This window comes from Microbacterium sp. Bi98 (assembly GCF_918698045.1).
Lineage (GTDB): Bacteria > Actinomycetota > Actinomycetes > Actinomycetales > Microbacteriaceae > Microbacterium.
Map to the genome: position 1 here is coordinate 553,015 of NZ_CAKKLK010000002.1, position 24,640 is coordinate 577,654.

22 protein-coding genes are annotated in these 24,640 nt (G+C 68.2%); 17 read left to right on the top strand and 5 right to left on the bottom strand.

Annotated elements, in window-relative coordinates:
• Window positions 1-25: 25 nt before the first annotated feature.
• Window positions 26-3,604 carry a transcription-repair coupling factor gene (gene mfd, locus LQZ85_RS06405; protein ID WP_056277900.1) on the bottom strand — a complete coding sequence of 1,193 codons (3,579 nt, stop codon included), beginning with the start codon at window positions 3,602-3,604 and terminating at the stop codon, window positions 26-28.
• An 80-nt stretch (window positions 3,605-3,684) separates the two neighbouring features.
• On the opposite strand from mfd, the gene LQZ85_RS06410 reads away from it, so the two are divergent.
• The 7 genes from LQZ85_RS06410 to LQZ85_RS06440 all read left to right on the top strand — a co-directional run bounded on the left by LQZ85_RS06410 (window position 3,685) and on the right by LQZ85_RS06440 (window position 9,228).
• Window positions 3,685-4,248 carry a GNAT family protein gene (locus LQZ85_RS06410; protein WP_056277897.1) on the top strand — a complete coding sequence of 188 codons (564 nt, stop codon included), beginning with the start codon at window positions 3,685-3,687 and terminating at the stop codon, window positions 4,246-4,248.
• Window positions 4,249-4,281: 33 nt separating this feature from the next.
• Window positions 4,282-5,145 carry a DNA-formamidopyrimidine glycosylase family protein gene (locus LQZ85_RS06415; RefSeq protein WP_230100677.1) on the top strand — a complete coding sequence of 288 codons (864 nt, stop codon included), beginning with the start codon at window positions 4,282-4,284 and terminating at the stop codon, window positions 5,143-5,145.
• 271 nt (window positions 5,146-5,416) lie between these two features.
• A complete protein-coding gene (gene ribD / locus LQZ85_RS06420) occupies window positions 5,417-6,451 on the top strand; it encodes a bifunctional diaminohydroxyphosphoribosylaminopyrimidine deaminase/5-amino-6-(5-phosphoribosylamino)uracil reductase RibD (RefSeq protein ID WP_056277892.1) in 1,035 nt (344 codons plus the stop codon).
• On the top strand, window positions 6,451-7,080 hold the full coding sequence (locus LQZ85_RS06425; protein ID WP_056277889.1) for a riboflavin synthase: 630 nt from the start codon (window positions 6,451-6,453) through the stop codon (window positions 7,078-7,080). The genes ribD and LQZ85_RS06425 overlap by 1 nt, the downstream gene beginning before the upstream one ends.
• On the top strand, window positions 7,077-8,345 hold the full coding sequence (locus LQZ85_RS06430; protein ID WP_056277886.1) for a bifunctional 3,4-dihydroxy-2-butanone-4-phosphate synthase/GTP cyclohydrolase II: 1,269 nt from the start codon (window positions 7,077-7,079) through the stop codon (window positions 8,343-8,345). Before LQZ85_RS06425 ends, LQZ85_RS06430 begins: the two co-directional genes overlap by 4 nt.
• Window positions 8,342-8,815 (top strand): 6,7-dimethyl-8-ribityllumazine synthase, encoded by a 474-nt coding sequence (gene ribH, locus LQZ85_RS06435; protein ID WP_056277883.1) that lies wholly within the window; start codon window positions 8,342-8,344, stop codon window positions 8,813-8,815. The genes LQZ85_RS06430 and ribH overlap by 4 nt, the downstream gene beginning before the upstream one ends.
• 53 nt (window positions 8,816-8,868) lie before the next feature.
• The gene (locus LQZ85_RS06440) at window positions 8,869-9,228 is read left to right on the top strand and encodes a hypothetical protein (RefSeq protein WP_056277880.1); all 360 of its coding nucleotides are present in this window, start codon (window positions 8,869-8,871) and stop codon (window positions 9,226-9,228) included.
• Window positions 9,229-9,244: 16 nt separating this feature from the next.
• Here the strand turns inward: LQZ85_RS06440 and LQZ85_RS06445 are convergent, their stop codons facing one another.
• Genes LQZ85_RS06445 through LQZ85_RS06455 form a run of 3 tightly spaced genes read right to left on the bottom strand, consistent with a single transcriptional unit; the run spans window position 9,245 to window position 11,034 of the window.
• The gene (locus tag LQZ85_RS06445; RefSeq protein WP_056277877.1) at window positions 9,245-10,330 is read right to left on the bottom strand and encodes an ATP-binding protein; all 1,086 of its coding nucleotides are present in this window, start codon (window positions 10,328-10,330) and stop codon (window positions 9,245-9,247) included.
• Between the two features lie 24 nt (window positions 10,331-10,354).
• Window positions 10,355-10,732 (bottom strand): SHOCT domain-containing protein, encoded by a 378-nt coding sequence (locus tag LQZ85_RS06450; protein WP_230100678.1) that lies wholly within the window; start codon window positions 10,730-10,732, stop codon window positions 10,355-10,357.
• Window positions 10,733-10,776: 44 nt separating this feature from the next.
• Complete coding sequence (locus tag LQZ85_RS06455) at window positions 10,777-11,034, bottom strand: hypothetical protein (protein ID WP_056277873.1); 258 nt, start codon at window positions 11,032-11,034, stop codon at window positions 10,777-10,779.
• 207 nt (window positions 11,035-11,241) lie between these two features.
• On the opposite strand from LQZ85_RS06455, the gene LQZ85_RS06460 reads away from it, so the two are divergent.
• From LQZ85_RS06460 to LQZ85_RS06490, 7 genes are all read left to right on the top strand, one after another.
• Window positions 11,242-12,399, top strand: coding sequence for an AAA family ATPase (locus LQZ85_RS06460; RefSeq protein WP_230100679.1), 1,158 nt, complete (start codon window positions 11,242-11,244; stop codon window positions 12,397-12,399).
• 1,063 nt (window positions 12,400-13,462) lie between these two features.
• A complete protein-coding gene (locus LQZ85_RS17855) occupies window positions 13,463-13,762 on the top strand; it encodes a LuxR C-terminal-related transcriptional regulator (protein WP_290368293.1) in 300 nt (99 codons plus the stop codon).
• Between the two features lie 63 nt (window positions 13,763-13,825).
• Window positions 13,826-14,950: an AI-2E family transporter gene (locus LQZ85_RS06470; protein ID WP_230100680.1), complete on the top strand. Its 1,125-nt coding sequence runs from the start codon at window positions 13,826-13,828 to the stop codon at window positions 14,948-14,950.
• A gap of 14 nt (window positions 14,951-14,964) precedes the next feature.
• Entirely contained in the window at window positions 14,965-16,425 is a 1,461-nt protein-coding gene (locus tag LQZ85_RS06475) for a hypothetical protein (protein WP_230100681.1), read from the top strand.
• Window positions 16,422-17,846, top strand: a complete 1,425-nt coding sequence (locus LQZ85_RS06480; RefSeq protein ID WP_230100682.1) for a DUF2252 domain-containing protein — start codon at window positions 16,422-16,424, stop codon at window positions 17,844-17,846. The genes LQZ85_RS06475 and LQZ85_RS06480 overlap by 4 nt, the downstream gene beginning before the upstream one ends.
• A 9-nt stretch (window positions 17,847-17,855) precedes the next feature.
• Window positions 17,856-18,614 (top strand): ion channel, encoded by a 759-nt coding sequence (locus tag LQZ85_RS06485; RefSeq protein WP_230100683.1) that lies wholly within the window; start codon window positions 17,856-17,858, stop codon window positions 18,612-18,614.
• Window positions 18,611-20,233 carry an MFS transporter gene (locus LQZ85_RS06490; protein ID WP_056277862.1) on the top strand — a complete coding sequence of 541 codons (1,623 nt, stop codon included), beginning with the start codon at window positions 18,611-18,613 and terminating at the stop codon, window positions 20,231-20,233. The genes LQZ85_RS06485 and LQZ85_RS06490 overlap by 4 nt, the downstream gene beginning before the upstream one ends.
• A gap of 25 nt (window positions 20,234-20,258) precedes the next feature.
• Here LQZ85_RS06490 and LQZ85_RS06495 read toward each other — a convergent pair whose 3' ends face one another.
• Window positions 20,259-21,242, bottom strand: a complete 984-nt coding sequence (locus LQZ85_RS06495; RefSeq protein WP_082586541.1) for a LacI family DNA-binding transcriptional regulator — start codon at window positions 21,240-21,242, stop codon at window positions 20,259-20,261.
• 160 nt (window positions 21,243-21,402) lie between these two features.
• Here LQZ85_RS06495 and LQZ85_RS06500 point away from each other — a divergent pair, with 160 nt between their 5' ends.
• The 3 genes from LQZ85_RS06500 to LQZ85_RS06510 all read left to right on the top strand — a co-directional run bounded on the left by LQZ85_RS06500 (window position 21,403) and on the right by LQZ85_RS06510 (window position 24,639).
• Window positions 21,403-22,320: a sugar ABC transporter permease gene (locus tag LQZ85_RS06500; RefSeq protein ID WP_056277859.1), complete on the top strand. Its 918-nt coding sequence runs from the start codon at window positions 21,403-21,405 to the stop codon at window positions 22,318-22,320.
• Between the two features lie 46 nt (window positions 22,321-22,366).
• Window positions 22,367-23,212, top strand: coding sequence for a carbohydrate ABC transporter permease (locus LQZ85_RS06505; RefSeq protein ID WP_056277856.1), 846 nt, complete (start codon window positions 22,367-22,369; stop codon window positions 23,210-23,212).
• Between the two features lie 68 nt (window positions 23,213-23,280).
• A complete protein-coding gene (locus LQZ85_RS06510; protein ID WP_056277853.1) occupies window positions 23,281-24,639 on the top strand; it encodes a sugar ABC transporter substrate-binding protein in 1,359 nt (452 codons plus the stop codon).
• The last annotated feature ends 1 nt before the right edge of the window (window position 24,640 follow it).

Below are 24,640 nucleotides of genomic sequence, written 5' to 3' on the forward strand. Positions count from 1 at the left end.
CGCACGCGAGGTCGCTGCGCCGCGCCTAGGCGTCGACGGTCTTCTCGGCCGAGACGGGCTCGGGGAAGATCGCGGTGAACAGCTGCCCGACCCACTCGAGCAGCTCGGCCGCCTGCAGCGGTTCGAGGCCGACTCCCACGGCGGCCGGCACGGTGGGCATGGGCACCACGAGGGCCTCACCCCCGGCGACCAGCTTCGCCTTGGGATACAGCCGCTGCAGACGCACCTTGATCGAGTCCTCGAGCCGCGCCGGCGCGATGCGCAGGTTCGATCCCATGACCACCACGTCGGAGAGTCCTGCTCTGGCCGCACGCCGACGCAGACGTGCGACGGCGATCAGACCCTCGACCTCGTCGGGCGGGGTGCCGTAGCGGTCGGTGAGCTCGTCGATGACGAGGTCGATCGCGTCGTCCTTCGCCGTGGCCGCCGAGGCGGCGGAGAGCTTCTGGTAAGCCTCGAGACGGAGTCGCTCGCTGTCGATGTAGTGCTCGGGAATACGCGCGTCCAGAGGCAGCTCGAGTCGCAGCTCCTGTCCCGACTCGACATCCTCGCCCCGGAACGTCGCGACGGCCTCGCCGATCATCCGAAGATAGAGATCGAATCCGACGCCGGCGATATGCCCGGCCTGCTCGCCGCCGAGCAGGTTGCCCGCACCGCGCAGTTCGAGGTCCTTGAGCGCGACCTGCATGCCGGAGCCGAGGTCGTTGTTCACGGCGATCGTCTGGAGTCGGTCAGCCGCCGTCTCGCTCAGCGGCTTCATCTCGTCGTAGAGGAAGTAGGCGTACGCACGCTCGCGACCTCGCCCGACACGTCCGCGCAGCTGATGCAGCTGGCTGAGTCCGTACTTGTCGGCGCGGTCGATGATGATCGTGTTCGCGTTCGAGATGTCGAGGCCGGTCTCGATGATCGTCGTCGACACAAGCACATCGAACTTGCGCTCCCAGAAGTCGTCGACGACCTGCTCGAGCGCGTGCTCGCCCATCTGACCGTGTGCGACCGCGATGCGCGCCTCGGGCACGAGCTCGGCGAGCTGCGCCGCGACCCGCTGGATCGACTGCACACGGTTGTGCACGAAGAACACCTGTCCCTCGCGCAGGATCTCGCGCCGGATCGCCGCCGCGATCTGTTTGTCGCTGCGGGGGCCGACGAACGAGAGGATCGGATGCCGGTCCTCCGGCGGGGTGGCGAGCGTCGACATCTCGCGGATGCCGGTGACCGCCATCTCGAGCGTGCGCGGGATCGGCGTCGCACTCATCGCGAGGATGTCGACGTTGGTCTTCATCTTCTTGAGGGTGTCCTTGTGCTCGACGCCGAAGCGCTGCTCCTCGTCGATGATCATCAGACCGAGGTCCTTGAACATGACCTGGTCGGTGAGGATGCGATGCGTGCCGATCACCATGTCGACCGTGCCGTCGAGCAGGCCGTCGAGCGTGAGACGAGCCTCCTTGTCGGTCTGGAAGCGGGACAGCGGCCGCACCTTGACCGGGAATCCGGCGAAGCGCTCGGTGAAGGTCTCGAGATGCTGCTTCACGAGAAGCGTGGTCGGCACCAGCATCGCGACCTGTTTGCCGTCCTGGATCGCCTTGAACGCCGCACGCACGGCGACCTCGGTCTTGCCGAACCCGACATCGCCCGAGAGCAGGCGGTCCATCGGGATCGGCCGCTCCATGTCGGCCTTGATCTCGTCGATGGTCTGCAGCTGATCGAGGGTCTCCGCGAACGGGAACGCCTCTTCGAGCTCGCGCTGCCAGGGCGTGTCCGGACCGAAGGCATGCCCCTTGGCGCTCATCCGCGCCGAATACAGCTTGACGAGCTCGACGGCGATGTCGCGCACGGCCTTGCGCGCCTTGCCCTTCGCCTGCGACCAGTCGCTGCCGCCCATCTTCGAGAGCGTGGGGCCCTCGCCGCCGACGTACTTCGAGAGCAGGTCGAGCTGGTCGGTCGGCACGTAGAGCTTGTCGCCCGGGTAGCCGCGCTTCGACGGCGCGTACTCGAGCACGAGGTAGTCGCGCACCGACTTGGTCGCATTGCGGCCCCCCGTGGAGACCTCGCGCTGCGTCATCTCGACGAAGCGGCCGATGCCGTGGGTGTTGTGCACGACGAAGTCGCCCTGTTTGAGCTGCAACGGGTCGACGACGTTCTTGCGACGCGAGGCGAGCTTCTTGACGACCCGCTGGTCGCCGCCGATGGTGCGGCCGTAGAACTCGTTGTCGGTGAGGACGGCGAGCTTCGCCTCGCCGATCTGGAAGCCGGCCTCGACGGATCCTGTGACGAGCGTCGCGACGCCGGTGTCGGGCGCCTCGATGAGCTCGGAGACGATGCGCGCGGCGATGCCGCGGTCGGAGAGCACGTCGCGGGCGCGGTCGACGAGTCCGGCACCGGCGGCGATGACCACCACGCGCCACCCCTCGGCCACCTTGGCGTCGACGAACGAGATCGCGCCGTCGACGTTGCCGTGGAACGACGGGATGACCTGGGCGTCGATGGTCTCGGCGTCCTCGCCACCCATCGCGAACGGGCTCAGCCGCCACCACACGCCGCCACGGTCGCGGACGACCTCGCGCAGTCGGGCGATGGTGAGGAAGTCGCCGGCGCCGAGGTCGATGGGAGCCGATGCGCCGGACGTCGCCGCACTCCAGGCCGCATCGAGGAACTCGCGGTTCGTCTCGCCCAGCGTGATGGCCCGCGCGCTGGAGCGCTCGGGATCGACGACCGCGGTCGCGCTGCCCTCGGGCAGATACTCGGCCAGGGACTTGAGCGGACCGGACACCGCCGGGAGCAGCGACTCCATTCCCTCGACCGGAATGCCCTCTGCCATCTTCTCGAGCATGCCGGCGATCGCCGGGAAGCCGCCGATCAGCGCCCGCGCACGATCGCGCACATCGGGGGTCAGCAGCAGCTCGCGGCTCGGAGGCAGATCGACGCCGTCGACGTCGCCCGGAAGCGAGCGCTGGTCGGCGACGGAGAACGCGCGGATCTGGTCGACCTCATCGCCGAAGAACTCGACGCGGAAGGGGTGTTCCGAGATCGCGGGGAAGACGTCGAGGATGCCGCCGCGCACGGCGAACTCGCCGCGACGCGACACCATGTCGACGCGCGAGTAGGCGCGCTCGACCAGCTGCTCGACGACGCGGTCGAGCTCATGACCGCGCGTGCCGGCGCGCAGCTCGAGCGGAGCGATCTCGCCGAGGTTGCCGGCGATGGGCTGGAGCGCTGCTCGCACCGAGGCGACGACGACGAGGGGGTGATCACCCGACCACTCGGCGACGCGACGGAGGGTCTGCAGTCGCTGACCGACGGTGTCGGGGCTGGGACTCAGTCGCTCATGCGGCAGTGTCTCCCACGCGGGGAAGGTCACGACCTCGGCGTCGGGGATGTAGGCGCCGAGCGCCGCGGCGAGGCTCTCGGCGCGCCTCCCCGTGGGGACGACGGTCAGCAGCGCTGCGGGATGACCCGCGGCGCGGCGCTTCTCGAGCAGGCCGGCGAGCGCCGGCGCGTCGAGGCCGTCGACGAGGCCGAGATCGGCATCGGTCTGCGCCCAGCCGAGGGCGTCACGAAAAAGAGACGCCTCTTCCAAGGCGCGCAGAATCCCCGGAACAGTCACCGGACAAGCCTAGTCGCGGCCGCCGACACCGGGACCGGGAGCCGCGCGCACACGCGTTCTCCGACCCGTAGGATTCCGGGATGGAACCGGTCACCCTCACCACGGACCGCCTCACGCTGCATGTGCCGGACGAGTCGGACATCGACGCGATCGTCGCAGCCTGCCAGGATCCGGAGATCCCGCGGTGGACGACCGTGCCGAGCCCCTACACGCGAGAGCACGCCGCGGACTATGTGCGCCTGATCGGCGAGTGGTGGGCCGACGGGAGCCAGACGATCTGGTGCGCGTATCGCGACGAGGAGCTCGTCGCCTCGATCGGGTTGCACCACATCACGCCGCACCACACCGGCGGGCACGCGGAGCTCGGATACTGGGTCACCTCTGCCGCGCGCGGCAACGGCTACCTCGTCGAGGCCGCGCGCGCCGTCGTCGACTGGGGCTTCGACGAGCTCGGTCTCGCACGGCTGGGCTGGCGGGCGGTCGCGGGCAACATCCCGTCGGCACGATCGGCGAGGGCGCTCGGGTTCCGCTACGAGGGATTCGCACGCCAGGCGCTCACGAGCGAGCGCGGCCGCGACGACGGGTGGTTCGGCGGACTCCTCGCGTCCGACGACCGCACACCGGTCGACTGGCCGGTGCTCTAGTCGCGTGTCCGACCCCGATGGCAGGATGAACGCATGCCGGAGATGCCGGAAGTACAGGGCCTGACCACATTCCTCACCCAGCGCGCGGTGGGGCGGACGATCGTGCGAACCAGCGTGGGCGCGATCGCCGCGCTCAAGACATACGACCCGCCGAACTCCGCACTGCACGGTCAGCAGATCACTGCGGCCTCCCGACGGGGAAAGTTCGTCGTGCTCTCGTGCGGCGACGACCTGCATCTCGTCTTCCACCTGGCCAAGGCGGGCTGGCTGCGCTGGTACGAGACGCTGCCCACGACGCCGATCAAACCCGGCAAGTCACCCATCGCCGTCCGTGTCGGCCTCGACGACGAGAGCGGATTCGACCTCACCGAGGCCGGCACCAAGAAGTCGCTCGCTGTGTATGTCGTGCGCGACCCGCAGGACGTCCCGGGGATCGCCCGGCTCGGGCCCGACCCTCTCGACGAGTCGTTCACCCGGGAGGTCTTCGGCGGTCTGCTCCAGGGGCGGCGCACGCAGATCAAGGGCTTGCTCCGCGATCAGGGCGTGATCGCCGTAATCGGGAATGCCTACTCCGACGAGATCCTGCACGCCGCGCGGATGTCGCCGTACGCGATCGCCGACAAGCTCGACGACGACGAGGTCGATCGCCTGTATGCCGCCATGCAGACGACTCTCGCGGATGCGGTCGCCGAGGCCTCGGGCAAGCCGCCGGCCGACCTCAAAGACGCCAAGCGCCGTGGGATGCAGGTGCATGCCCGTCGTGGCGAGGCCTGCCCCGTGTGCGGCGACACGGTGCGCAGCGTCTTCTTCGCAGATCGCTCGATGGAGTACTGCCCCACGTGCCAGACCGGTGGCAAACCGCTCGCCGATCGCCGGTTGTCACGGCTGCTCAAGTAGCACTTCGACGCGGAATGAAATGCATCCGGATGTGTTGAGTACACTCAGAGCATCAACGTGCTCCGGGGTCGGTGAGAATCCGAACCGGCGGTGACAGTCCGCGAGCGTCTCGGTTCTCCGAGATGCCGATCCGGTGGAATTCCGGGACCGACGGTGGTGCGAGGCCCAGCCTCGCTAGTCCGGAAGGGAGGCAGCACGGTGCGCCGCCGCGCGCGCGTACTGCCGACGTCTCCCTCGAGGAGATCCCCCGGAGCCTCAGAGAGGACCACGGATGGCAGTGAACGAGGCGGAACGCCGGGCGATGACCCGTGCGCTCGAGCTCGCGACGCTCGGCCCTCGCGGAGTGAACCCGCAGGTCGGCGCCGTCATCCTCTCCCCCGACGGCGAGATCATCGCCGAAGGCTGGCACCATGGCGCCGGCACCCCGCATGCCGAGGTCGACGCCCTCTCGAAGCTCGCACCGGGAGCCGCGCACGGCGCGACGGCCGTGGTGACTCTCGAACCCTGCAATCACACCGGGCGTACCGGTCCCTGCGCGCTCGCGCTCATCGATGCCGGTGTCTCGCGGGTCGTCTACGCGCTCGACGACCCCGGTGCCGTGTCGGGCGGCGGCGCCGATCGCCTGCGTTCGGCGGGTGTGAGCGTCGATGCCGGCGAACAGGCAGGAATCGCGCACTCGATCATCGACGGCTGGCTCACCGCGCAGCGCCTCGGCCGCCCGCACGTCACCGTAAAATGGGCGCAGTCGCTCGACGGTCGCGCCGCGGCATCCGACGGCTCGAGCCAGTGGATCACCGGGCCGCAGGCCCGAGCCGACGTGCATCGGCGTCGTGCCGCAGCAGATGCGATCGCCGTCGGAACCGGCACCGTGCTCTCCGATGACCCTTCTCTCACCGCTCGCGACGGCGATGTGCTGTTCGAGAACCAGCCGGTGCCGGTCGTCATCGGCTCGCGGCCCACGCCCGACGATGCCGCGATCCGGCGGCACCCGCAGACGCCGCTCTTCTACGACACCCGCGATCTGCACTCGGTTCTCGCAGACCTGCACTCCCGCGGAGTCCAGAGCGTGTTCGTCGAAGGCGGTCCGACGCTGGCGAGCGCCTTCATCGCCGCAGGTCTCGCCGACCGGGTTCTCGCCTACATCGCCCCGGTGCTGCTCGGCGGCGACCGTCTGGCACTCACCGACATCGGCGTCGGCTCGATCGACGCCGCCCGCCGTCTGACGATCGACGAATGGCTGCCCCTCGGAGCAGATCTTCTCGCGATCGCCTCCCCCGCGAATCATCTGGAAGAAGGAGCCCCCTGATGTTCACCGGAATCATCGAGGAGATCGGCGAGATCACTGCGATCGCACCCGCCGGAGACGGGTGGCGTCTGACCGTGCGCGCTGCGAAGGCCGCATCGGACGCGATCCACGGCGAATCGATCGCAGTGTCGGGCGTGTGCCTCACCGTCGTCGGCTCGACCGCCGACACCTTCGACGCGGATGTGATGAAGCAGACCCTCGACGTCGCAGCCCTCGGCGGAGCATCCGTCGGCACCCGGGTGAACATCGAGAAGGCGATGCCGGTCGGGGCGCGCCTCGGCGGCCACATCGTGCAGGGTCACGTCGACGGCGTCGGCAGCATCGTCGAGGTGCGACCGGGAGAGCAGTGGAGCGTGCTGCGCGTCTCACTGCCCGACGATCTCGCCCCGCTCGTCGTAGACAAGGGATCCATCTCCGTCGACGGCACCTCGCTCACCGTGAGCGCAGTCAGCGAGGCCGGTGCGACCGAGCACTGGTTCGAGGTGTCGCTGATCCCTGAGACCCTCGCCGCCACCACCCTCGGCTCTCGCACGGTCGGAGACCGCGTGAACCTCGAGACCGACATCCTCGCCCGCCATGTCGAACGCCTTCTGGCGTTCCGGGCAGCACCGGAAGGAGGCTCGCTGTGAGCCTTTCCACCATCCCCGAGGCCCTCAAGGCCCTGCGCGCCGGGCGCCCCGTGCTCGTCGCGGACGACGAGAACCGCGAGAACGAGGGCGACGTCATCCTCTCGGCCGAGCTCGCGACGCCCGAGTGGGTGGCCTGGACGGTTCGCTGGTCGTCGGGATTCATCTGCGCGCCGATGCCGACCGATCTCGCCGACAACCTCAACCTGCAGCCGATGGTCGCCGCCTCCGAAGACGCGCGCTCGACCGCGTACACCGTGAGCGTCGACGCCGCAGAGGGCGTGACCACCGGGATCAGCGCACACGACCGCGCGCACACGCTGAACGTGCTGGCGAACCCCGCGTCGACCGCGACGAGCATCATCCGCCCCGGTCACGTCCTGCCCCTGCGGGCGGTCGACGGCGGTGTGCGCGAGCGCAGCGGTCACACCGAAGCCGCGGTCGATCTGATGAAGCTCGCGGGGCTCCGCCCGGTCGGCGCGATCGCCGAGGTCGTCGCCGAGGACGGCAGCATGATGCGTCTTCCCGGCCTGCTCGAGCTCGGGCAGCGCGACGGCGTGCCCGTCATCACCATCGAGCAGCTCATCGCCCACCTCAATGAGATCGACCCCACCGGCTGGGCTCCCGAACGCGCCAGCCGCAGAGTGAGCCTCAGGGCCGACGCGACCGTGCCGACGACGCACGGCACCTTCCGCTTCCTCGCCTACAAGGACCGGGTCACCGGCACCGACCACATCGCCGTCGTCTCGGGCGAACCGGGTGAGACCGCCCTCGTGCGGGTGCACTCGGAGTGCTTGACCGGCGAGGCCTTCGGGTCGCTGAAGTGCGAGTGCGGCCCGCAGCTCGATGCGGCACTCGACGCGATCGAGCAGGACGGCGGCATCGTCATCTACATGCGCGGCCACGAGGGTCGGGGCATCGGTCTCATCAACAAGCTCCGCGCCTACAGCCTGCAGGAGGAGGGCCTCGACACGGTCGATGCCAACCTCGCACTCGGGCTTCCCGCCGATGCCCGCGACTATGCGGCCGCCGCCGGCATCCTCGCCGACCTCGGGGTGTCGAAGGTGCGCCTGCTGACGAACAACACCGACAAGGTGAACCAGCTGCGCGGCCTCGGACTCGACGTGGTCGAGCAGGTGCCGCTGATCGTCGGAGTCGGCCCGAACAACCACCAGTACCTCGAGACCAAGCGTGACCGCATGGGTCACATCATCGGAGAGGCAGAGCTCGCTGAGGCTCTCGCCGAAGGAAAGAAGGACGACGCATGAGCGGCGCAGGAGCACCCCAGACGGAGAAGATCGACGGACGCGGACTCGATGTCGTCATCGTCGCAGGCACGTGGCACGAGACCATCTCGAACGGCCTGATCGCCGGCGCCGAGCGCGTGCTGAACGAGGCCGGCGCCACGCACCGCCTCGTGCGCGTGCCCGGGTCGTTCGAACTCGCGCTCGCGGCGCAGGCCGCCTTCGCCGGCGGCGCGGACGCGGTGATCGCACTCGGCGTGATCATCCGCGGCGGCACCCCCCACTTCGAGTACGTCTCGGCGGCCACGACCGACGGGCTGACGAGGGTCGCACTCGACGCGGGCAAGCCGGTCGGCTTCGGCGTCCTCACCCTCGACGACGAGAAGCAGGGCCTCGATCGTGCCGGACTCGAGGGATCGAAGGAAGACAAGGGTGCGGAGGCTGCGGATGCCGCGCTGCGCACCGCGCTCGTCACGCGCGCGCTGCGCGGCTGAGGTCAGCCTGCCCTTGCTGGCGTGCGCACCCCGCGTGCTCATAGCGTGAGGGCATGGAGACTCTGCGTCACGTCGTTCTGTTCGTCCACCTGATCGGCTTCGCCGTGCTCTTCGGCGCCTGGGCGGTGCAGGCCTTCGGCGGCAAGCGCGAGTTCACCCGTCTGATGAGCATCGGCATGACGATCGCCGCGATCGCAGGCCTCGCACTCGCCGCACCGTGGGGTCTCCCCGAGGGCGTCGAGATGAACTACGCCAAGATCGGCACGAAGCTCGTCGTGCTCCTGGTGATCGGCGCGCTCCTCGGCATCGGCACCTCGAAGCAGCGCAAGTCCGGCTCCGTGCCCGTCGCGATGTTCTGGCTCGTCGGCATCCTGACGGCGCTCAACGCAGGCATCGCGACCATCTGGCGCTGAGCCGCGCATCACTCGGTCACGAGCGCAGCGGCACCCGCACGTCGGCTCCGGCCTCCTCGGTCAGCCGTTCGCCCATCTGTGCGAACGTCGGCTGGGCGATGAACCCTCCCGCGAACAGCGCCTGCCCCTGGGCGAATCCCTGGGCCCGGCGGATGTCGTCCTCCCCGACGAAGCCGAACACGTCGGCCAGCTCGGCGATGTCCCGCGGGGCGTTCACGCGCATCAGGCCGAGGTTGTCGCACTGCGAGAGCACGTTGGGGTGGATCTTGGTCGGGCGCTGCGTCGACAGGAGGAGCCAGAGTCCGAACTTGCGTCCCTCCGCAGCGATCTGCACGAGCCTCTCGGTGAGAGCCCTCTCGACGGCGGTGCGCGGCTCGGGCGAGCAGAGGTTGTGCGCCTCGTCGATCACGATGAGAAGGGGGCGACGGCTCTCTCGCTGCGTCCAGAGGGACTCGAGCACCGCGAGGGCCGCGACCTTCGGTTCGGCGGGATGATCGAATCCTCCGAGATCCAGGACGGTCACCCGCGGCCGCTCATCGACCACGTCGACGACAGATCCCGCGCCTCGCGACCACAGATCCCACTCGAGCACCTGCAGGTTCTCCATCCGATTCGCGAGCCTGATATGCGCGGGATCACCCGTCGCGCGGAACCCCCTGAGCATCTCGTCGGCGTCGAAGTCCGTGGTGCTCACCGACCAGTGCAGCAGCGCGTTGTACTCTTCGGCGTCGGCGATCGGATCGATCTGCAGCACGGCGGCCTTCGCGGCGGGAGACAGATCGACATACCGGGCATGAACCCTGTCACCCTCCCCGTGGCCCGACCGGAACACGCGGATGTCGGTCTGCGCGATGGCGGCCGCATGCTCGGTCGACGCGCCCGCTCTCGTCTCCGCCAGCCTGACGAAGTCGGCGTTCGGATCGAGGATGAGCATCGGCAGCTCGGTGCGCAGCAGGAGCTGCTCGAGGACGACGCCGAGCGCATAGGTCTTGCCACTGCCGCTCTGCCCGCACCAGAACGTGTGCCTGTTGAAGCGACGTGCATCCAGCTGCACGGTTGCGTCCGCATCGTCCGTCATCGTGCCGATGGTCAGTTCGGTCATGCCCTGCCTCCAGCCCTTCGTCGGCTATGACGCCAGCACCTTCGCCTTGAGCGTCTCGAACTCGGCCTGGGTGATCACGCCCGAGTCCAGGAGTCCGCGAGCCTTCGCGATGTCGTCCGCAGGCGAAGACCCTGCGGTCTCCCGGATGTAGGCGGCCTGAGCCGCCTGCAGTCCGGCGATCTGCTCCCCTCGCCGCTGCGCCATCCCCTGCCCTCGGGCGATGAGGTACACGAGTGATGTCAGGAACGGGAGGAAGACGAGGAAGATGATCCACACCGCTTTCAGCCATCCGTTCAGAGAGCTGTCTCGGAAGAGGTCACCGATGATCGTGAAGACGACCATGAGGTAGGAGATGAAGACGAAGGACCAGAAGAACCAGGCCACGAGATCCCAGATGGACATGCGCGATCCCTTTCGATCGGAGGTGGTGAGTACCAGGTCTGAAGTTAGCCAGGCGCGGATGCCCCCGCGTCACCCTGCCCGGGTGACCCGGCGTCAGATGCAGGGACCGGATTCACCGAGATGACCTCGATGTGGAGGTCGTCGAATGCCCCGAGCAGGCCCAGCAGGCGCGGCTGATCATCGATCGGTCCGAGGATGCTCGTCAGTCCACCAGGACGAGGCTGCACCGTGAAGCCATCCAGTGCCTGTGCGAGCTGGGGGCTCATTCGTCCGCGGACGAGCACTTCGAAGACCTGGGTCATGACGGCAGCCTCCCTGGGGTGCACGAGCGGCGTGAACGCGCGAGCGCGACGGTCCCATGATGGACGCGCGGATCGCGGGCGTCCTCATCCTCTGCGGATGATCTGAAGTCGCTGTGGATGACGCGGCCGCGCCCTGCCATACTGACACCGGATTCGCCGATGACAGCCATACCTCCCCCGCCGGCTCACGCCGTCGAGCGACCACGATTGCGTAGTCGACTCGACGCGGCGCTGAACGCGCCCCTCAGCGTGGTCGTCGCTCCGGCCGGTTCCGGCAAGACCGTGCTGGTGTCGCAATGGGCGGCATCGCACCCCGACGTGCGCGTCAGCTGGATCGGGCTGGAGCCGGCCGACAGCGATCCACGCCGCCTGCTCGATCACCTGCTGAGTGCGGTGCTGCCCCCCGGCCGCGGGACGAGAGACCTCGGACGGCCTCATGCAGTCAACGCGCGCGCCTTGGGGCGTCCTGTCCTCGAGTCTCTCGTCGGCGTCTTCCGCGAGCATCCCCCCGTCGTGCTCGTGCTCGACGACCTGCACCATCTCGCCGGATCGCCGCTGCTGCCCGACCTCTGGTGGCTCGCCGACAATGTTCCCGAGCACACCCACCTCATCTTCTCGTCACGTATCGACTACGGCCTCGGCTGGGGTCACCATCGACTGAGCCACTCGCTGATCGAGCTGCGACAGAGCGACCTCGCGCTCGATGAGGCCGCGAGTGCGACGCTGCTCGAGCGGATCATCGGCGCTCCAGTCAGTCCTCGCACCCTCACAGCAGTGATGGAGCGCACTGAGGGATGGGCCGCCGGTGTCGTGCTGACCGGTCTCGGTCTGCGCAATGAAGACGATCCGGAGCACTTCGCGAGTGAACTTCGCGGCACCGATCGCCTCATCTCCGAGTATCTCAGCGAACAGGCCCTGGCCCAGCAGCCGCCCGAGCGACGGTCGCTGCTGCTGCACCTGTCGGGCCTCGACCGGATGTCCGCGGAACTCGTCGAGTCGATCCTCTCCGTCGACGACGCGACCTCGCTGTTCGAGGAGCTCGAGAGAGAGTCGATGTTCCTCGTCGCCCTCGATCGAAACCGGGAGTGGTTCCGCTTTCACCCGATGTTCCGAGAGCTCCTGCGCTACCGGTTGAAGGCCGAGCACCCCGGAGCGGCGACCGAGATCTGCACGGCCGCGGCCGATTGGCACCTCGCCCGGGGTGATGCGCCTTCAGCCCGACTACCTCCTCGAGGCCGGATCGTGGGAGCGGGCGGCGACCGTCATCTCCGGACACGGCCGCGAGGTGCTCGAACGCAACGACACGGTGTCGGTCAGTCGGTGGCTCGATGCTTTGCCGGCAGAGTTCCGTGCGACCCGACCTGACGTCGAGATCCTCCGCGGGATGCTGCTGATGATGAACGGAGACGCGGCCCGAGCCGAGGACGTGCTGCGCGAACAGGCCGATCGGCCAACGCTCACACCGGGCCGTTCGGTGGTCATTCATACGTTCCTCGCCGCGCGGGCGCAGTTCCGGTCTGACCCCCGCATCGCACTGCAGGCTGCGGAGTCGGCTGCGGCACTGCTCAGCGAGCATCCCGATCTGCACCCGCCCGAGCTGCTGGGCCTCACGCACCCGCACCTGCTGCGCACGAGTTCGCTGACCTCGGCGGGCCGAGCGCTCTTCCTCTCGGGCGATCTCACCGCGGCGCGACGACGATTCGACGAGGCGCTCGCCGCGCCAGGGGGCCAGTACAGCCTGTATCGCATCCATCTTCTCGGCTCGCTCGCACTGCTGGAAGCGTGGGCAGGACGGCTGCGCCGTGCCGCGGCGGTCTCCGAGGAGGCACTGGATCTCGCCGCCGAGACCGGCCTGCTCGCACATCCGTCGCCGGCGGACGCCTTCCTGGCGGCGGCACTCGCATCGATCGAGCGAGCCACGCCGTCCTTCGCCGCGGTGTCCCTGCACGAGGGTGCGCTCCGCGCCGCCGCGAACCACCGCACTCAGCTCATGTGGATCGCGCACCTTGAGACGGTTCTCAGCAAGGGAGACGCCGTGGACCCGGTCGAGCGTCTGCCGTCGACCCCGCCTCCGATCGTCGCGGTGGCGCTCGAGGCCGAAGAGGCTCGCGCACTCCGCCTCGCGCATGCACCGAACGGCGGGTTGCGCCATCCGACCGCAGGACGCTGGTCTCCTCTGACCTTCGAGGCGACAGCCGCCGCACTGACGCGCAACCGTCCCGACCTCGCTCGTGCCCACCTCGATGTGGTCACCCCGGAGCCGCCCGAGTCGATGCCGCGCGCCCGTGTGGAACAGCTCCTCCTCCGCTCGTGGCTCGATGCCCGCGAGCGTGGGACGGGCGCGGGTGCGGAAGCCATGCACAAGGCCCTCGATCTGGCGTCACGGCATGATCTGGTCGCCGTCTTCGTGCGCGCCGGCCCCGAGGTCATGCGCCTGATCGCCGACCTCCCCGGCACCTCGACGCCGTTCCGCGCCACCGTGCTGGAGAGGGCGAGCCTGCTCCGCCGCGCCCGCGCGACCTCGCCCGAACTGGCCGAGCAACTGACCGACCGCGAGCTCGAGATCCTCACCTACCTTCCGACTCGCATGACCAACACCGAGCTGGCAGCCCGCTGCTATGTGTCGCCCAACACGATCAAGACCCACATGGCTCACATCTACCGAAAGCTCGCGGTGCCCAACCGCAACACGGCCGTCGCGCGCGCACAGGACCTCGGCCTGATCTGACCCCGCGGTATATCGCCCTGAAAGGGTGACGCGGCCGTGCGCCCTGCGCCCGAGAGTGGCACCGTGAGCGATGCGAGCGTGCCTGAGGAGTCACCCCCTCAGCTTCGGCGCGCCACACGCGGGCCGCGACCACGCAGCATCCAGATCACCGTGACGCGCCCCCTGCTGTTCGGCTTCGCGCTGGTTCTCGGCGGGCTCGGCGCGTTCGTCCTCGGCGTCGCCGCGAGCTCGGTCGCCACGATCCTCATCTACATCGCGATTGCCCTCTTCGTCGCCCTCGGCCTCGACCCGGTGATCCGCTGGCTGGAGGCACACCGGGTGTCGCGAACGCGCGGACTGCTGATCGTCTCGGGCGGCTTCCTCGTCTTCCTCGCCGTCGTGATCGGGTTCATCCTCCCGCCCGCCCTGGTGCAGGTGGGCGAGTTCGCACGCTCCATCCCCGCGGCCATCGCCGACTTCCGCACCTCGGAGGCGTACACAGCCTTCGAAGCACAGGTCGGAGATGTCGTCGGAACCGCACTCGATCAACTCGCGGCGTTCTTCGCGGATCCCGGCAACCTGCTCGCCGTCGGAGGCGGAGTGCTCGCCGTGGGTTTCGGCGTCGGCAACGCGATCTCCGGTGTGATCATCGTCGTCGTCCTCACGCTGTACTTCCTCGCGTCGCTGTCGCCCATCAAGTCCGCGTTCTACTCGCTCGCACCCGCGCGCGATCGAGCCAGACTCCGATCGCTCACGGAGCAGATCACCGACTCGATCGGCGGATATCTCATCGGGATGGTGGTGCTCGCCGCCTGCAATGCGGTGTTCGCGACCCTCCTGCATCTGATATTGGGGCTCCCAGCTCCTGCGTTCATGGGGCTGGCCGCCTTCCTGATCACCCTGATACCGCTCATCGGTCCGGTCGCGTACTGGATCTTCGCCTCGGTCGTCGCGCTGTTCAGCGACCCCCTGCTCGCGCTGATCTTCGCGGTGCTGTATCTGATCTACATGCAGTTCGAGGCATATCTGCTGACTCCGCGCATCATGAACAGGGCGATCGCGGTGCCAGGGTCGCTCGTGATCATCGGGGCGCTCATCGGCGGGGCCCTGCTCGGTCTGCTCGGCGCACTGGTGTCGATCCCGATCACCGCCGCGATACTTCTGATCATCAAGCAGGTCCACATCCCGCGTCAGAACGCGAGAGTCTGAGGACGGAGAATCACATGGCACGATCCACGGTCCAGGAGCTGCAGCGGCGCCTCGCTGCCCTCGAAGCCGAGAACAGCGCCCTCCGTGGCGGCATCCCGGCGGCAACCCCCGCCTCGACACCCGATCCGGTCGGGTCGCGCCGCCGATCCCGCGGGTGGGGACGCACTCTCTCGGCCACCGTCCTCATCGTGCTGGGAACGCTCATCGCACCCGTCGCCCTCGTCGCTGCCTGGGGCAACGTGCAGCTCACCGACACCGATCGATTCGTCGCGAGCTACGCCGTGCTCGCGAGCGATCCTGACGTGCAGTCCGCGGTCACCGATCAGGTTGTCGAGGCGATCGAGGGACAGGTCGACATACCGACCCTCACCACGGACGTGATCGACGGCATCATCGACCTCGGCACCGGCCCCGCGGCGACTCGTGCACTGGAGTTGCTGAAGGGACCCGCTGCGCAGGGTCTGCAATCGCTCGTGGGAACCCTGGTCGAGCGCTTCGTCGAGTCCGAAGCGTTCGCGAACGTCTGGGCGTCGGCGCTCCGCATCAGCCACGCGCAGGTGGTGTCCGCGCTGCAGGACGATCCGGATGCGGCCATCGCACTCGGGTCCGACGGCACGATCGGGATTCAGCTGGCGCCGATCATCGACGCCGCGAAAGAAGTGCTCGTCGACCAGGGCGTCGGATTCGCGGCGTCGATTCCGACGGTCGATCGCACGATCACCGTCGCGCAGGTCGATTCCCTCGCCTCGGTCCAGCTCGCCTACGAGCTGGTGGTGGCCGCTGGACTCTGGTTGCCCTGGGTGGCGATCGTGTTCCTCGCCGCCGGCGTGGTCGTCGCGCGACGACGCTCGGTCGCGCTGGTCACCGCAGCGCTCTCCCTCGGTCTCGTGATGCTGATCGTGCTCGCGGGTCTCGCCATCGGCAGGGTGCTCTTCGACGCCGCTCTGCGCAGCAACGGCATCCCCGCGGATGCCGGGGGCGCGATCTACGAACTGGTCGGCGGCGCCATGCGCGACACCGCCGTGGCTGTGCTCGTGCTCGCGCTCGTCACCGCCGTGGTCGCGTGGTTCGCCGGCCCCTTCGACGTTCCACGACGACTTCGCGCCGTCGTCCACGGTGGCGCCGCCTCGCTGCGCGGCACCCTTGACCGGCGCGGCCTGAGCAGCGGACGCGTCGGCACGTGGATGTACTCGAGACGCGCTCTCCTGAGGGCTGCGATCATCGTGGCCGGTGCGGCGGTCGTGCTGCTCGTACGGCCGCTCACCCCCGCACTCGTGCTGTGGGCTCTGGCCCCGTCGCTGCTCGTCGTCCTCGTCCTGGAGGTCGTCGAACGTCCGTCGTCCGACGATGACGATGCCGATGCCGATGCCGATGCCATCGATGCCGTGGCGGCTGAGGACGACGCGCGGGACGAGATCTCGCGTGAGAAGGCTGCCCTCGCCTCCACCGACTCCCTTGGCCGAGCCAGCTCATGACTCGGTCCCCGGAGGTCGCGAAGCCGTTCGCCGAGCGGCGCGATGAAGGACGCGCCGCTCGATCGCGAATGCCCCGGTCGCAGCTCGCAGCATGGTCACCGGCCACGGACCGGCCGGATCCCATCTATCTGCTCGAGGAGCAGGGGCGATCACGGGTGCAGGAACTCACGCCGGTGCGGTACGCGCGCATGGCCGCGTCCCCGCTCGCCTTCTATCGGGGGGCGGCCCTGCACATGGCATCGGACCTCGCCTCGTCCGAGCACACCGGCATCATCGCGCAGCTCTGCGGAGACGCGCACCTGTCGAACTTCGGACTGTTCAGCTCCCCTGAGCGGCACCTGATCTTCGATATCAACGACTTCGATGAGACGCTTCCAGGGCCGTTCGAGTGGGATGTGAAACGACTCGCGGCGAGCTTCGCGGTGGCCAGCAGGCAGCGTGGATTCAGCGCTGACGAGGAGCGCGCCTGCGTCGTGGCCGCGGCACAAGGCTATCGCACCGCGATGAGGGCGGCGGCCAAGTCGAGGGTGCTCGACGCCTGGTACGACCGACTCGACGCAGAGAGTGCGAGGCTGTCGACCCGTCAGGCACAGCTCGACCGGCAGGTGGGAGACGAGGAGGTGCGCCGGCTGGACGCGACGATCGACAAGGCGCGAAAACGCGATCATCGGAAGGCTTTCAAGAAGCTGGTGCGCGTCGTCGACGGCCACCTGCGCATCGTCGCGGCGCCGCCGCTGATCGTCCCCGTCGAGGATCTCATCCGCGACGCGGGGCGCGCGGCAGACGAAGCGGATGTGATGCACCAGGTGTTGGGCGCGTATCGGACGACGCTCGTCAGCGAACGGCATCCGATCGCCGAGTACAGGTACCGACACATGGCTCGAAAGGTCGTCGGTGTCGGAAGCGTGGGGACACGCGCCTGGGTGCTCCTGCTCAGCGGACGCGACGACGACGACCCTCTGCTCCTTCAGGCGAAGGAGGCTCAGGCATCTGTGCTGGAGCGCTTCCTCGGGCCGAGCGAGTTCGACGACCACGCGGAACGCGTCGTGCGGGGCCAGCGCCTCATGCAGGCATCCAGCGACATCTTCCTCGGATGGCAATCCGTCGTCGGTCTCGACGGGCAGCCCCGCGACTTCTACATCCGGCAGCTGCAGGACGGGAAGGGGGGAATCGACCCGGACACGATGAGCGTGCGGGGTGCGATCCTGTACGCGCGGATCTGCGGGGAGACACTGGCTCGAGCCCATTCCCGCTCGGGAGACCGGGTGCAGATCGCGGGGTACATGGGGCGGAGCGAGATGTTCGAGGAGGCGATCGCGGACTTCGCCGCGGCGTACGCCGATCAGAACGACAGCGACTTCCGGGCTCTGAAGACGGCTCTGGCATCGGGGCGACTGCCGAGCGAGCACGGACCGGTGTGAGGCGCCTCCATGGGATCCCGATACACGATGCGTGAACCCGCGATTCTCGGGGCACACGTCGCGAGGCCGGTGCCCGGATGGCCGTCCGGTTATTGGCTCGTGCTCGCGCTGCTCGTGCTCACCTACGGGCTGTGCGCCGCTCAGGGCACGACCGACCCGAGCCCGCCGGCGTTCGTGGTGCAACTGGTCACCGTCGCCGTCGTGCTTCGCGTGACCGAGGCCCACGCCCGGGTGCAGCGCATCGCCTGGATCGTGCTCTCGGCGGCGGGCATCGCCGCGATCGTGGTCGCAGTGTTCGACCTGCAGGGACACGCACTCGACATCGCGCTGTCGGCGGCGTCGATGGTCGCGTTCCTCATCGCACCGGTCGCGATCATCAGACACCAGGTCACGCGGCGGGGCCTGGATGCCGAGGCTCTGCTCGCCGCGATCTCGGCGTACGTCCTGGTGGGCATGTTCTTCGCTCTCGTCTACAACCTCGGCGCGCTTCTGACCATCTCGCCGACCTTCGGTGAGGAGGTCGTCGATTCCCTCTCGAGCCAGCTGTTCTTCTCGTACACGACGCTCACGACCACCGGCTACGGCAACATCGTTCCGGTGAGCCCCGCCGTGCAGGGAATCGCCGTCGCCGAGGCGGTCACCGGACAGCTGTTCCTGATCACGGCCGTGGCGCGGATCATGCGCGGCAACCGCCGTCCCGCGTCCGAGGCGGCCCCCGAGGTATCGCCCGCACCTGCACACGCACCCACGCCCGAGGAGATGTCATGAAGAAGTGGAACGTCGTCATCGTGCTCGGCGCCGCGCAGTTCGTCATGGTGCTTGACGGAACCGTCATGAACGTGTCGATATCGACGGTCGTGAGCGATCTCGACACCTCCGTGACGGCGATGCAGGCGGCGATCACGTTCTACACCCTGACCATGGCGGCGTTCATGCTCTTCGGGGCGAAGCTCGGCGATGTGTGGGGTCGACGCCGCGCCTTCGTGATCGGTTCGTGCGTCTATGCCGCAGGCTCCCTCATCACGGCGCTGAGTCCGTCCGTGGGGTTCCTGTTCCTCGGGTGGTCGATCATCGAGGGGCTGGGCGCGGTGCTGGTGATCCCCGCAATCGCCGCCCTCGTCGCCGACAACTACCGAGGTGCCGAGCGCGTCACGGCCTTCGCCGTCATCGGCGCCGTGTCGGGTGCGGCCGTCGCGGCTGGTCCGTTGATCGGCGGAGCGGTGACCACCTACTCGAGCTGGCGGTTCGTCTTCGTCGCCGAGGTGGTGATCATGCTGGGCGTCGTGCTGTGCGCTCGCATCATCGCCGATTCCACCCCGCGACAGAGCATCCGCATCGACATCGGCAGCGTGCTGCTCTCGTCTGCCGGTCTCGTCCTGATCGTCTTCGGCATGCTGCAGAGCAAGACGTGGGGGTGGGTGCTGCCCCTGTACACGCCGGAGATCGCGGGCATCCCCATCGCACCCCTCGGAGTCTCTCTGACGACCTGGTGCATCGCGCTCGGCGCCGCTCTGATCACGCTCTTCATCAGGTGGCAGCGACGGCTGATGCGCGACGGCCGATCTCCTCTGATGCAGCCGGACCTGTTCTCCATCACGACTCTGCGCAGCGGGCTCTCGGTACTCGGCGCCCAGTACGCCGTGACGGCAGGGCTGTTCTTCATGGTCCCGGTCTACCTGCAGATGACACTCGGATTCGACGCGCTCGAGACGGGCATCAAGATCTTCCCGCTCTCGGTCTCGTTGATCCTCTTCTCGATCATCGGCACCGCTCTGTCTCGGCGGTGGTCGCCTCGCCGCATCGTGAGAGCCGGGCAGTCGACCCTCGTGCTCAGCGCCGTCCTGCTGCTCGGCTCGGTGACCGAGGACCTCCGCGGCGGCCTGTTCGCGGTCGGCATGTTCCTCGCCGGCAGCGCTCTCGGTCTTCTGGCCTCGCAGCTCGGCAACGTCAACATGTCGAGCGTGAGCGAGAAGGACACGAGTGAAGCCGGCGGACTGCAGGGCGTCTTCCAGAATCTCGGCTCATCGCTCGGAACAGCGTTGATCGGGTCGCTGCTGATCGGGGCGCTGTCGACCTCGTTCGCGTCGGGAGTCGCCGTGAGCGATCTTCCGAACGACGTGCGCGAGACGGTGAGCGCCGCGACAGACCGCGGCGTCACAGTGGTGCCCGCAGCCGACGTCACCGGAATCGGGGAAGCGGCCGGCCTCAGCGACGAGGACTCGAGCGAACTCGCCGACATCTACCGCGAGTCGCAGCTCTCGTCACTCCGCGTGTCGTTCGTCGGGCTGATCGTGATCAGCCTGCTGTCGATCCTGTTCTCGCGGGGCATCCCGGCAGGGTTGTCGATCCGGCGAAAAGACGGCGCCGACGTGGCGGAGAAGGCCTGATCGGCGTGTCCCTCGCCGTGTGAACTCAGATCCGCGGCGCTGCCGTGCTCTCGCGCACGATGAGCTCGGTGCCGACGAGCGGCGTCTGACTGCGCTCTCCCCCATCGAGCTCGGCGAGGAGGGCGTCGACCGCGAGAGCGCCGACCTTCTCGGGATGCTGCTGCACCGTGGTCAGCGGCGGCCACAGTTGGGCGGCATCCGGCAGGCCGTCGAACCCGACCACGCTGACGTCGCCGGGAATGTCTCGACCGGCCTCGCGGAATGCCCGCACGACGCCGATCGCCATCTGGTCGTTCGCCGCGAACACGGCGGTGACGCCGTCGTCGTCACGCAGGCGGAGCCCGGCGCGATAGCCGGATTCGGCTGACCAGTCGCCCTGCAGCGGCTCGGGTGCCTCGATGCCGCGATCCATGAGAGTCGAGCGCCAGGACTCGCGTCGACGCTCTGCGGAATAGGACTTCGCCGGTCCTGCGACGTGCCAGACGGTCTCATGGCCGAGGTCGAGCAGGTGCTCGGTCGCGAGGCGCGCACCCTGAGCCTGATCCGTGTCGACGAACGGGTGAGTCGTGCCGCGGTTCGAGTCGACGAGCACGACGGGCAGACCGTCGGGGATCTCGACCTCGGCCTCGTCGAGCTGATGCGCCTCGATCACGATGATGATCCCGTCGACGGCGTGCTCCTCCAGGCGGCGGAAGGCTCCCGCGACGGTGTCGCGGGCACTCGACTCGACGGGGATGAGGGTGAGGGCGTATCCCCTCTGCGAGGCGCGCACGGCGATCGCATCGAGCGTGCGCTGGTTGCCGTACGAGCTGAAGGAGAACATGATGACGCCGATCGCCCGGAATCGGCCGGATCGCAGCGCACGAGCCGCACTGTTGGGCCGGTAGCCGAGCCGCTGCATGGCGTCTTCGACGCGCTCCCTGGTGGCGGCGCCGACGTAGCCGCGCGCGTTCACGACGCGCGACACGGTCTGTCCGGAGACACCGGCCTCGCGGGCCACGTCCTCCATGGAGGGGTCTCGCCGCCGCTGCGGCGGCTCTGCCGACTGTACCGAGGTCACGAGCACTCATCCATTCATGTGTTGACGTTGACACACTAGCAGTGCATCGAATATGTTGACGTTGACACACGGCGCCGTGAGCGCCCGATCTCTAAGAAGGTTCTCGTCAATGACGACTCAAGATTCCGCAGCCCTGGCGGACCACGGCATCCGCCGGCGCGAGAAGCGCGACTGGAAGGGATGGGCCTTCGTCGGCCCGTTCATGGTCGTCTTCGCCCTGGTCTTCCTGACCCCGCTCGCCTACGCGCTCTACCTCAGCTTCTTCCAGGAGAAGCTGATCGGCGGCACGGCGTTCGTCGGGTTCGACAACTACGTCCGCGCGCTCACCGACCCGCAGTTCTGGGAGGCGTTCGGCCGCGTGGTGCTGTTCCTCGTGGTGCAGGTGCCGATCATGCTCGTCCTGGCGCTGGCCGCGGCGCTCGCCCTCGACAGCGCACGTCTGCGCGGCGCATCGTTCTTCCGCATCCTGATCTTCCTGCCGTACGCGGTGCCCGCGGTCGTCGCGGTGCTCATGTGGGGGTACATCTACGGCGACCAGTTCGGTCTGACGTCGAACTTCAACGACTTCCTCGGCAGCGACCTCATCACGCCCTTCGCCCGGGAGTGGATCCTGGTCTCGATCGGCAACATCGTGACCTGGCAGTTCGTCGGCTACAACATGCTGATCTTCTACTCGTCGCTGAAGACCATCCCCACCGACATGTACGAGGCGGCGTCGCTCGACGGCGCGGGCGCATGGCGCACGATCTTCTCGATCAAGATCCCCTCGGTGCGCGGTGCTCTCGTGATCGCCACGATCTTCTCGATCATCGGCAGCTTCCAGCTCTTCAACGAACCCAACATCCTGCGGCCCCTGGCTCCGAACGTGATCACGACGTACTTCACCCCCAACATGTACGCGTACAACCTCTCGTTCGCCGGACAGCAGTTCAACTACGCCGCGACGATCGCCATCATCATGGGCGTCATCACCGCAGTGATCGCCTACGTCGTGCAGCTGCGCGGCTCGAAGTCGGAGGTGCGCTGACATGGCACTCCCCCTCGCCCGTCCCTCGCAGAAGCGCCACGATCTAATGAATCCGCGCAAGTCGAAGATCCTGCTGATCGTCATGGTGATGTACGCCCTGTACACACTGGTGCCGCTCGTCTGGCTGCTGTTCAGCTCGACCAAGACGCAGTCCGGGCTGTTCAGCTCGTTCGGGCTCTGGTTCTCCGACGACTTCGCATTCGTCGACAACTTGGTGGCGACCTTCTCGTATCAGGACGGCATCTTCCTGCGCTGGCTCGGCAACACGCTGCTCTACGTCGTGGTCGGCGCCGGAGGCGCGACGCTGCTCGCCACCATGGCCGGCTACGGCCTGGCGAAGTACCGCTTCCCCGGCCGCCGCGCGGTGTTCGCCGTCGTGCTCGGCGCGGTCGCCGTGCCGGGCACCGCCCTCGCCGTGCCGACCTTCCTGCTCTTCAGCGAGCTCGGGCTCACGAACACCCCGTGGGCGGTGATCATCCCCTCGCTGATCAGCCCGTTCGGTCTGTACCTGATCTGGGTGTTCGCGTCGGAGTCCGTGCCGACCGAGCTGCTGGAAGCGGCCCGCATCGACGGCGCCGGAGAGTTCCGCACCTTCTTCACGATCTCGATGCGACTGCTCGCACCGGGCATCGTGACGGTGACCCTGTTCACCGTGGTCGCGACGTGGAACAACTACTTCCTGCCGCTGATCATGCTCTCCGACCCGGCCTGGTACCCGCTCACCGTCGGCCTGAACCAGTGGAGCGCTCAGGCGATCGGCGCCGGATCTCAGCCGATCTACAACCTCGTGATCATGGGCTCCCTCCTCACCATCATCCCGATCGTCATCGCCTTCCTGCTGCTGCAGAGGTTCTGGCAGTCAGGTCTCACCGCCGGAAGCGTCAAGCAGTAGCCTCCGGCACCCTCCGCACCGCCCCCTGTCGGTCCGACGCTGGACCGCACCCCCGAAAGGACACAGCAATGAAGCACCTTCCCTCACCCGGCGCACGGCGCACCCTCACGGTGCTCGCGGCCGGAACCGTGGCAGCGCTGGCGCTGGCCGGCTGCAGCACCGGCGACTCCGGCTCCGGCGGCAGCGCTGCCGGCGACGGCTCGTTCGACTCCGTCGAGGCCGCTCTCGAGAAGGGCGGCGAGATCACGTACTGGTCGTGGACCCCCTCCGCCGAGGCTCAGGTCGAGGCGTTCGAGAAGGAGTACCCGAACGTCAAGGTGAACGTGGTCAACGCGGGCACCAACAACGAGGAGTACACCAAGCTGCAGAACGCCATCAAGGCGGGCTCCGGCGCCCCCGACGTCGTGCAGATGGAGTACTACGCCTTCCCGCAGTTCGCGCTGACGGATGCCTTCGTCGACCTCTCGCAGTACGGCTTCGCCGACTTCGAGGACGACTACACCGCCTCGACCTGGAACTCCGTCACCGACGGCGACGCGATCTACGGCCTCCCGCAGGACTCCGGCCCCATGGCGCTCTTCTACAACAAGGCCGTGTTCGACGCCGCCGGCGTCACCGTACCCACCACGTGGGACGAGTACTACGAGGCGGCGAAGGCGATCCACGCCGCGAACCCCGACGCCTACATCACGAACGACACCGGCGACGCCGGCTTCGCGACCTCGATGATCTGGCAGGCCGGCGGCAAGCCGTTCGAGACGTCGGGCACCGACGTCACGATCGACCTGCAGGACGACGGATCGAAGAAGTGGACCGAGAACTGGAACCGCCTCGTCGAGGAGGACCTGCTCGCGCCCTACGGCAGCTGGAGCGACGAGTGGTTCCGCGCTCTCGGCGACGGCAGCCTCGCGACCCTCGTGATCGGCGCCTGGATGCCGGGCAACCTGATCACGGGCGCCCCCGACGGTGCCGGTGACTGGCGCGTCGCTCCGATGCCGACCTACGACGGCACCCCGGCGACCGCGGAGAACGGCGGCGGCGGCCAGGCCGTGACCACGCAGAGCAAGAACCCGGCACTCGCCGCCGGATTCCTGTGGTGGCTGAACAACTCGGAGGAGAGCATCTCGACGTTCCTCGAGTCCGGCGGATTCCCGTCGACGACCGCCGAGCTGTCGAGCGAGGAGTTCCTCGCCGACGCGCCCGAGTACTTCGGCGGCCAGAAGATCAACGAGGTCCTCGCCGCAGCGGCCGACGACGTGGTCGAGGGCTGGAGCTACCTGCCCTACCAGGTCTACGGCAACAGCATCTTCGGAGACACCGTGGGCCAGTCGTACCAGAACGGCACCGACCTGAACGAGGGCCTCATGACCTGGCAGGACGCGCTGGTCGAGTACGGCAACTCGCAGGGCTTCGCCGTCAACAAGTAAT

Excerpts from the sequence above, each read along its gene's own strand:
- LQZ85_RS06425 (WP_056277889.1), top strand. The coding sequence starts at position 6,451 with ATGTTCACCGGAATCATCGAGGAGATCGGCGAGATCACTGCGATCGCA.
- LQZ85_RS06450 (WP_230100678.1), bottom strand. The coding sequence starts at position 10,732 with ATGTCCATCTGGGATCTCGTGGCCTGGTTCTTCTGGTCCTTCGTCTTC.
- LQZ85_RS06510 (WP_056277853.1), top strand. The coding sequence starts at position 23,281 with ATGAAGCACCTTCCCTCACCCGGCGCACGGCGCACCCTCACGGTGCTC.
- ribH (WP_056277883.1), top strand. The coding sequence starts at position 8,342 with ATGAGCGGCGCAGGAGCACCCCAGACGGAGAAGATCGACGGACGCGGA.
- LQZ85_RS06505 (WP_056277856.1), top strand. The coding sequence starts at position 22,367 with ATGAATCCGCGCAAGTCGAAGATCCTGCTGATCGTCATGGTGATGTAC.
- LQZ85_RS06500 (WP_056277859.1), top strand. The coding sequence starts at position 21,403 with ATGACGACTCAAGATTCCGCAGCCCTGGCGGACCACGGCATCCGCCGG.
- LQZ85_RS06485 (WP_230100683.1), top strand. The coding sequence starts at position 17,856 with ATGGGATCCCGATACACGATGCGTGAACCCGCGATTCTCGGGGCACAC.
- ribD (WP_056277892.1), top strand. The coding sequence starts at position 5,417 with ATGGCAGTGAACGAGGCGGAACGCCGGGCGATGACCCGTGCGCTCGAG.
- LQZ85_RS06455 (WP_056277873.1), bottom strand. The coding sequence starts at position 11,034 with ATGACCCAGGTCTTCGAAGTGCTCGTCCGCGGACGAATGAGCCCCCAG.
- LQZ85_RS06480 (WP_230100682.1), top strand. The coding sequence starts at position 16,422 with ATGACTCGGTCCCCGGAGGTCGCGAAGCCGTTCGCCGAGCGGCGCGAT.
- LQZ85_RS06410 (WP_056277897.1), top strand. The coding sequence starts at position 3,685 with ATGGAACCGGTCACCCTCACCACGGACCGCCTCACGCTGCATGTGCCG.
- LQZ85_RS06490 (WP_056277862.1), top strand. The coding sequence starts at position 18,611 with ATGAAGAAGTGGAACGTCGTCATCGTGCTCGGCGCCGCGCAGTTCGTC.
- LQZ85_RS06475 (WP_230100681.1), top strand. The coding sequence starts at position 14,965 with ATGGCACGATCCACGGTCCAGGAGCTGCAGCGGCGCCTCGCTGCCCTC.
- LQZ85_RS06445 (WP_056277877.1), bottom strand. The coding sequence starts at position 10,330 with ATGACCGAACTGACCATCGGCACGATGACGGACGATGCGGACGCAACC.
- LQZ85_RS06440 (WP_056277880.1), top strand. The coding sequence starts at position 8,869 with ATGGAGACTCTGCGTCACGTCGTTCTGTTCGTCCACCTGATCGGCTTC.
- LQZ85_RS06495 (WP_082586541.1), bottom strand. The coding sequence starts at position 21,242 with ATGGAGGACGTGGCCCGCGAGGCCGGTGTCTCCGGACAGACCGTGTCG.
- LQZ85_RS17855 (WP_290368293.1), top strand. The coding sequence starts at position 13,463 with ATGCGCCTGATCGCCGACCTCCCCGGCACCTCGACGCCGTTCCGCGCC.
- LQZ85_RS06415 (WP_230100677.1), top strand. The coding sequence starts at position 4,282 with ATGCCGGAGATGCCGGAAGTACAGGGCCTGACCACATTCCTCACCCAG.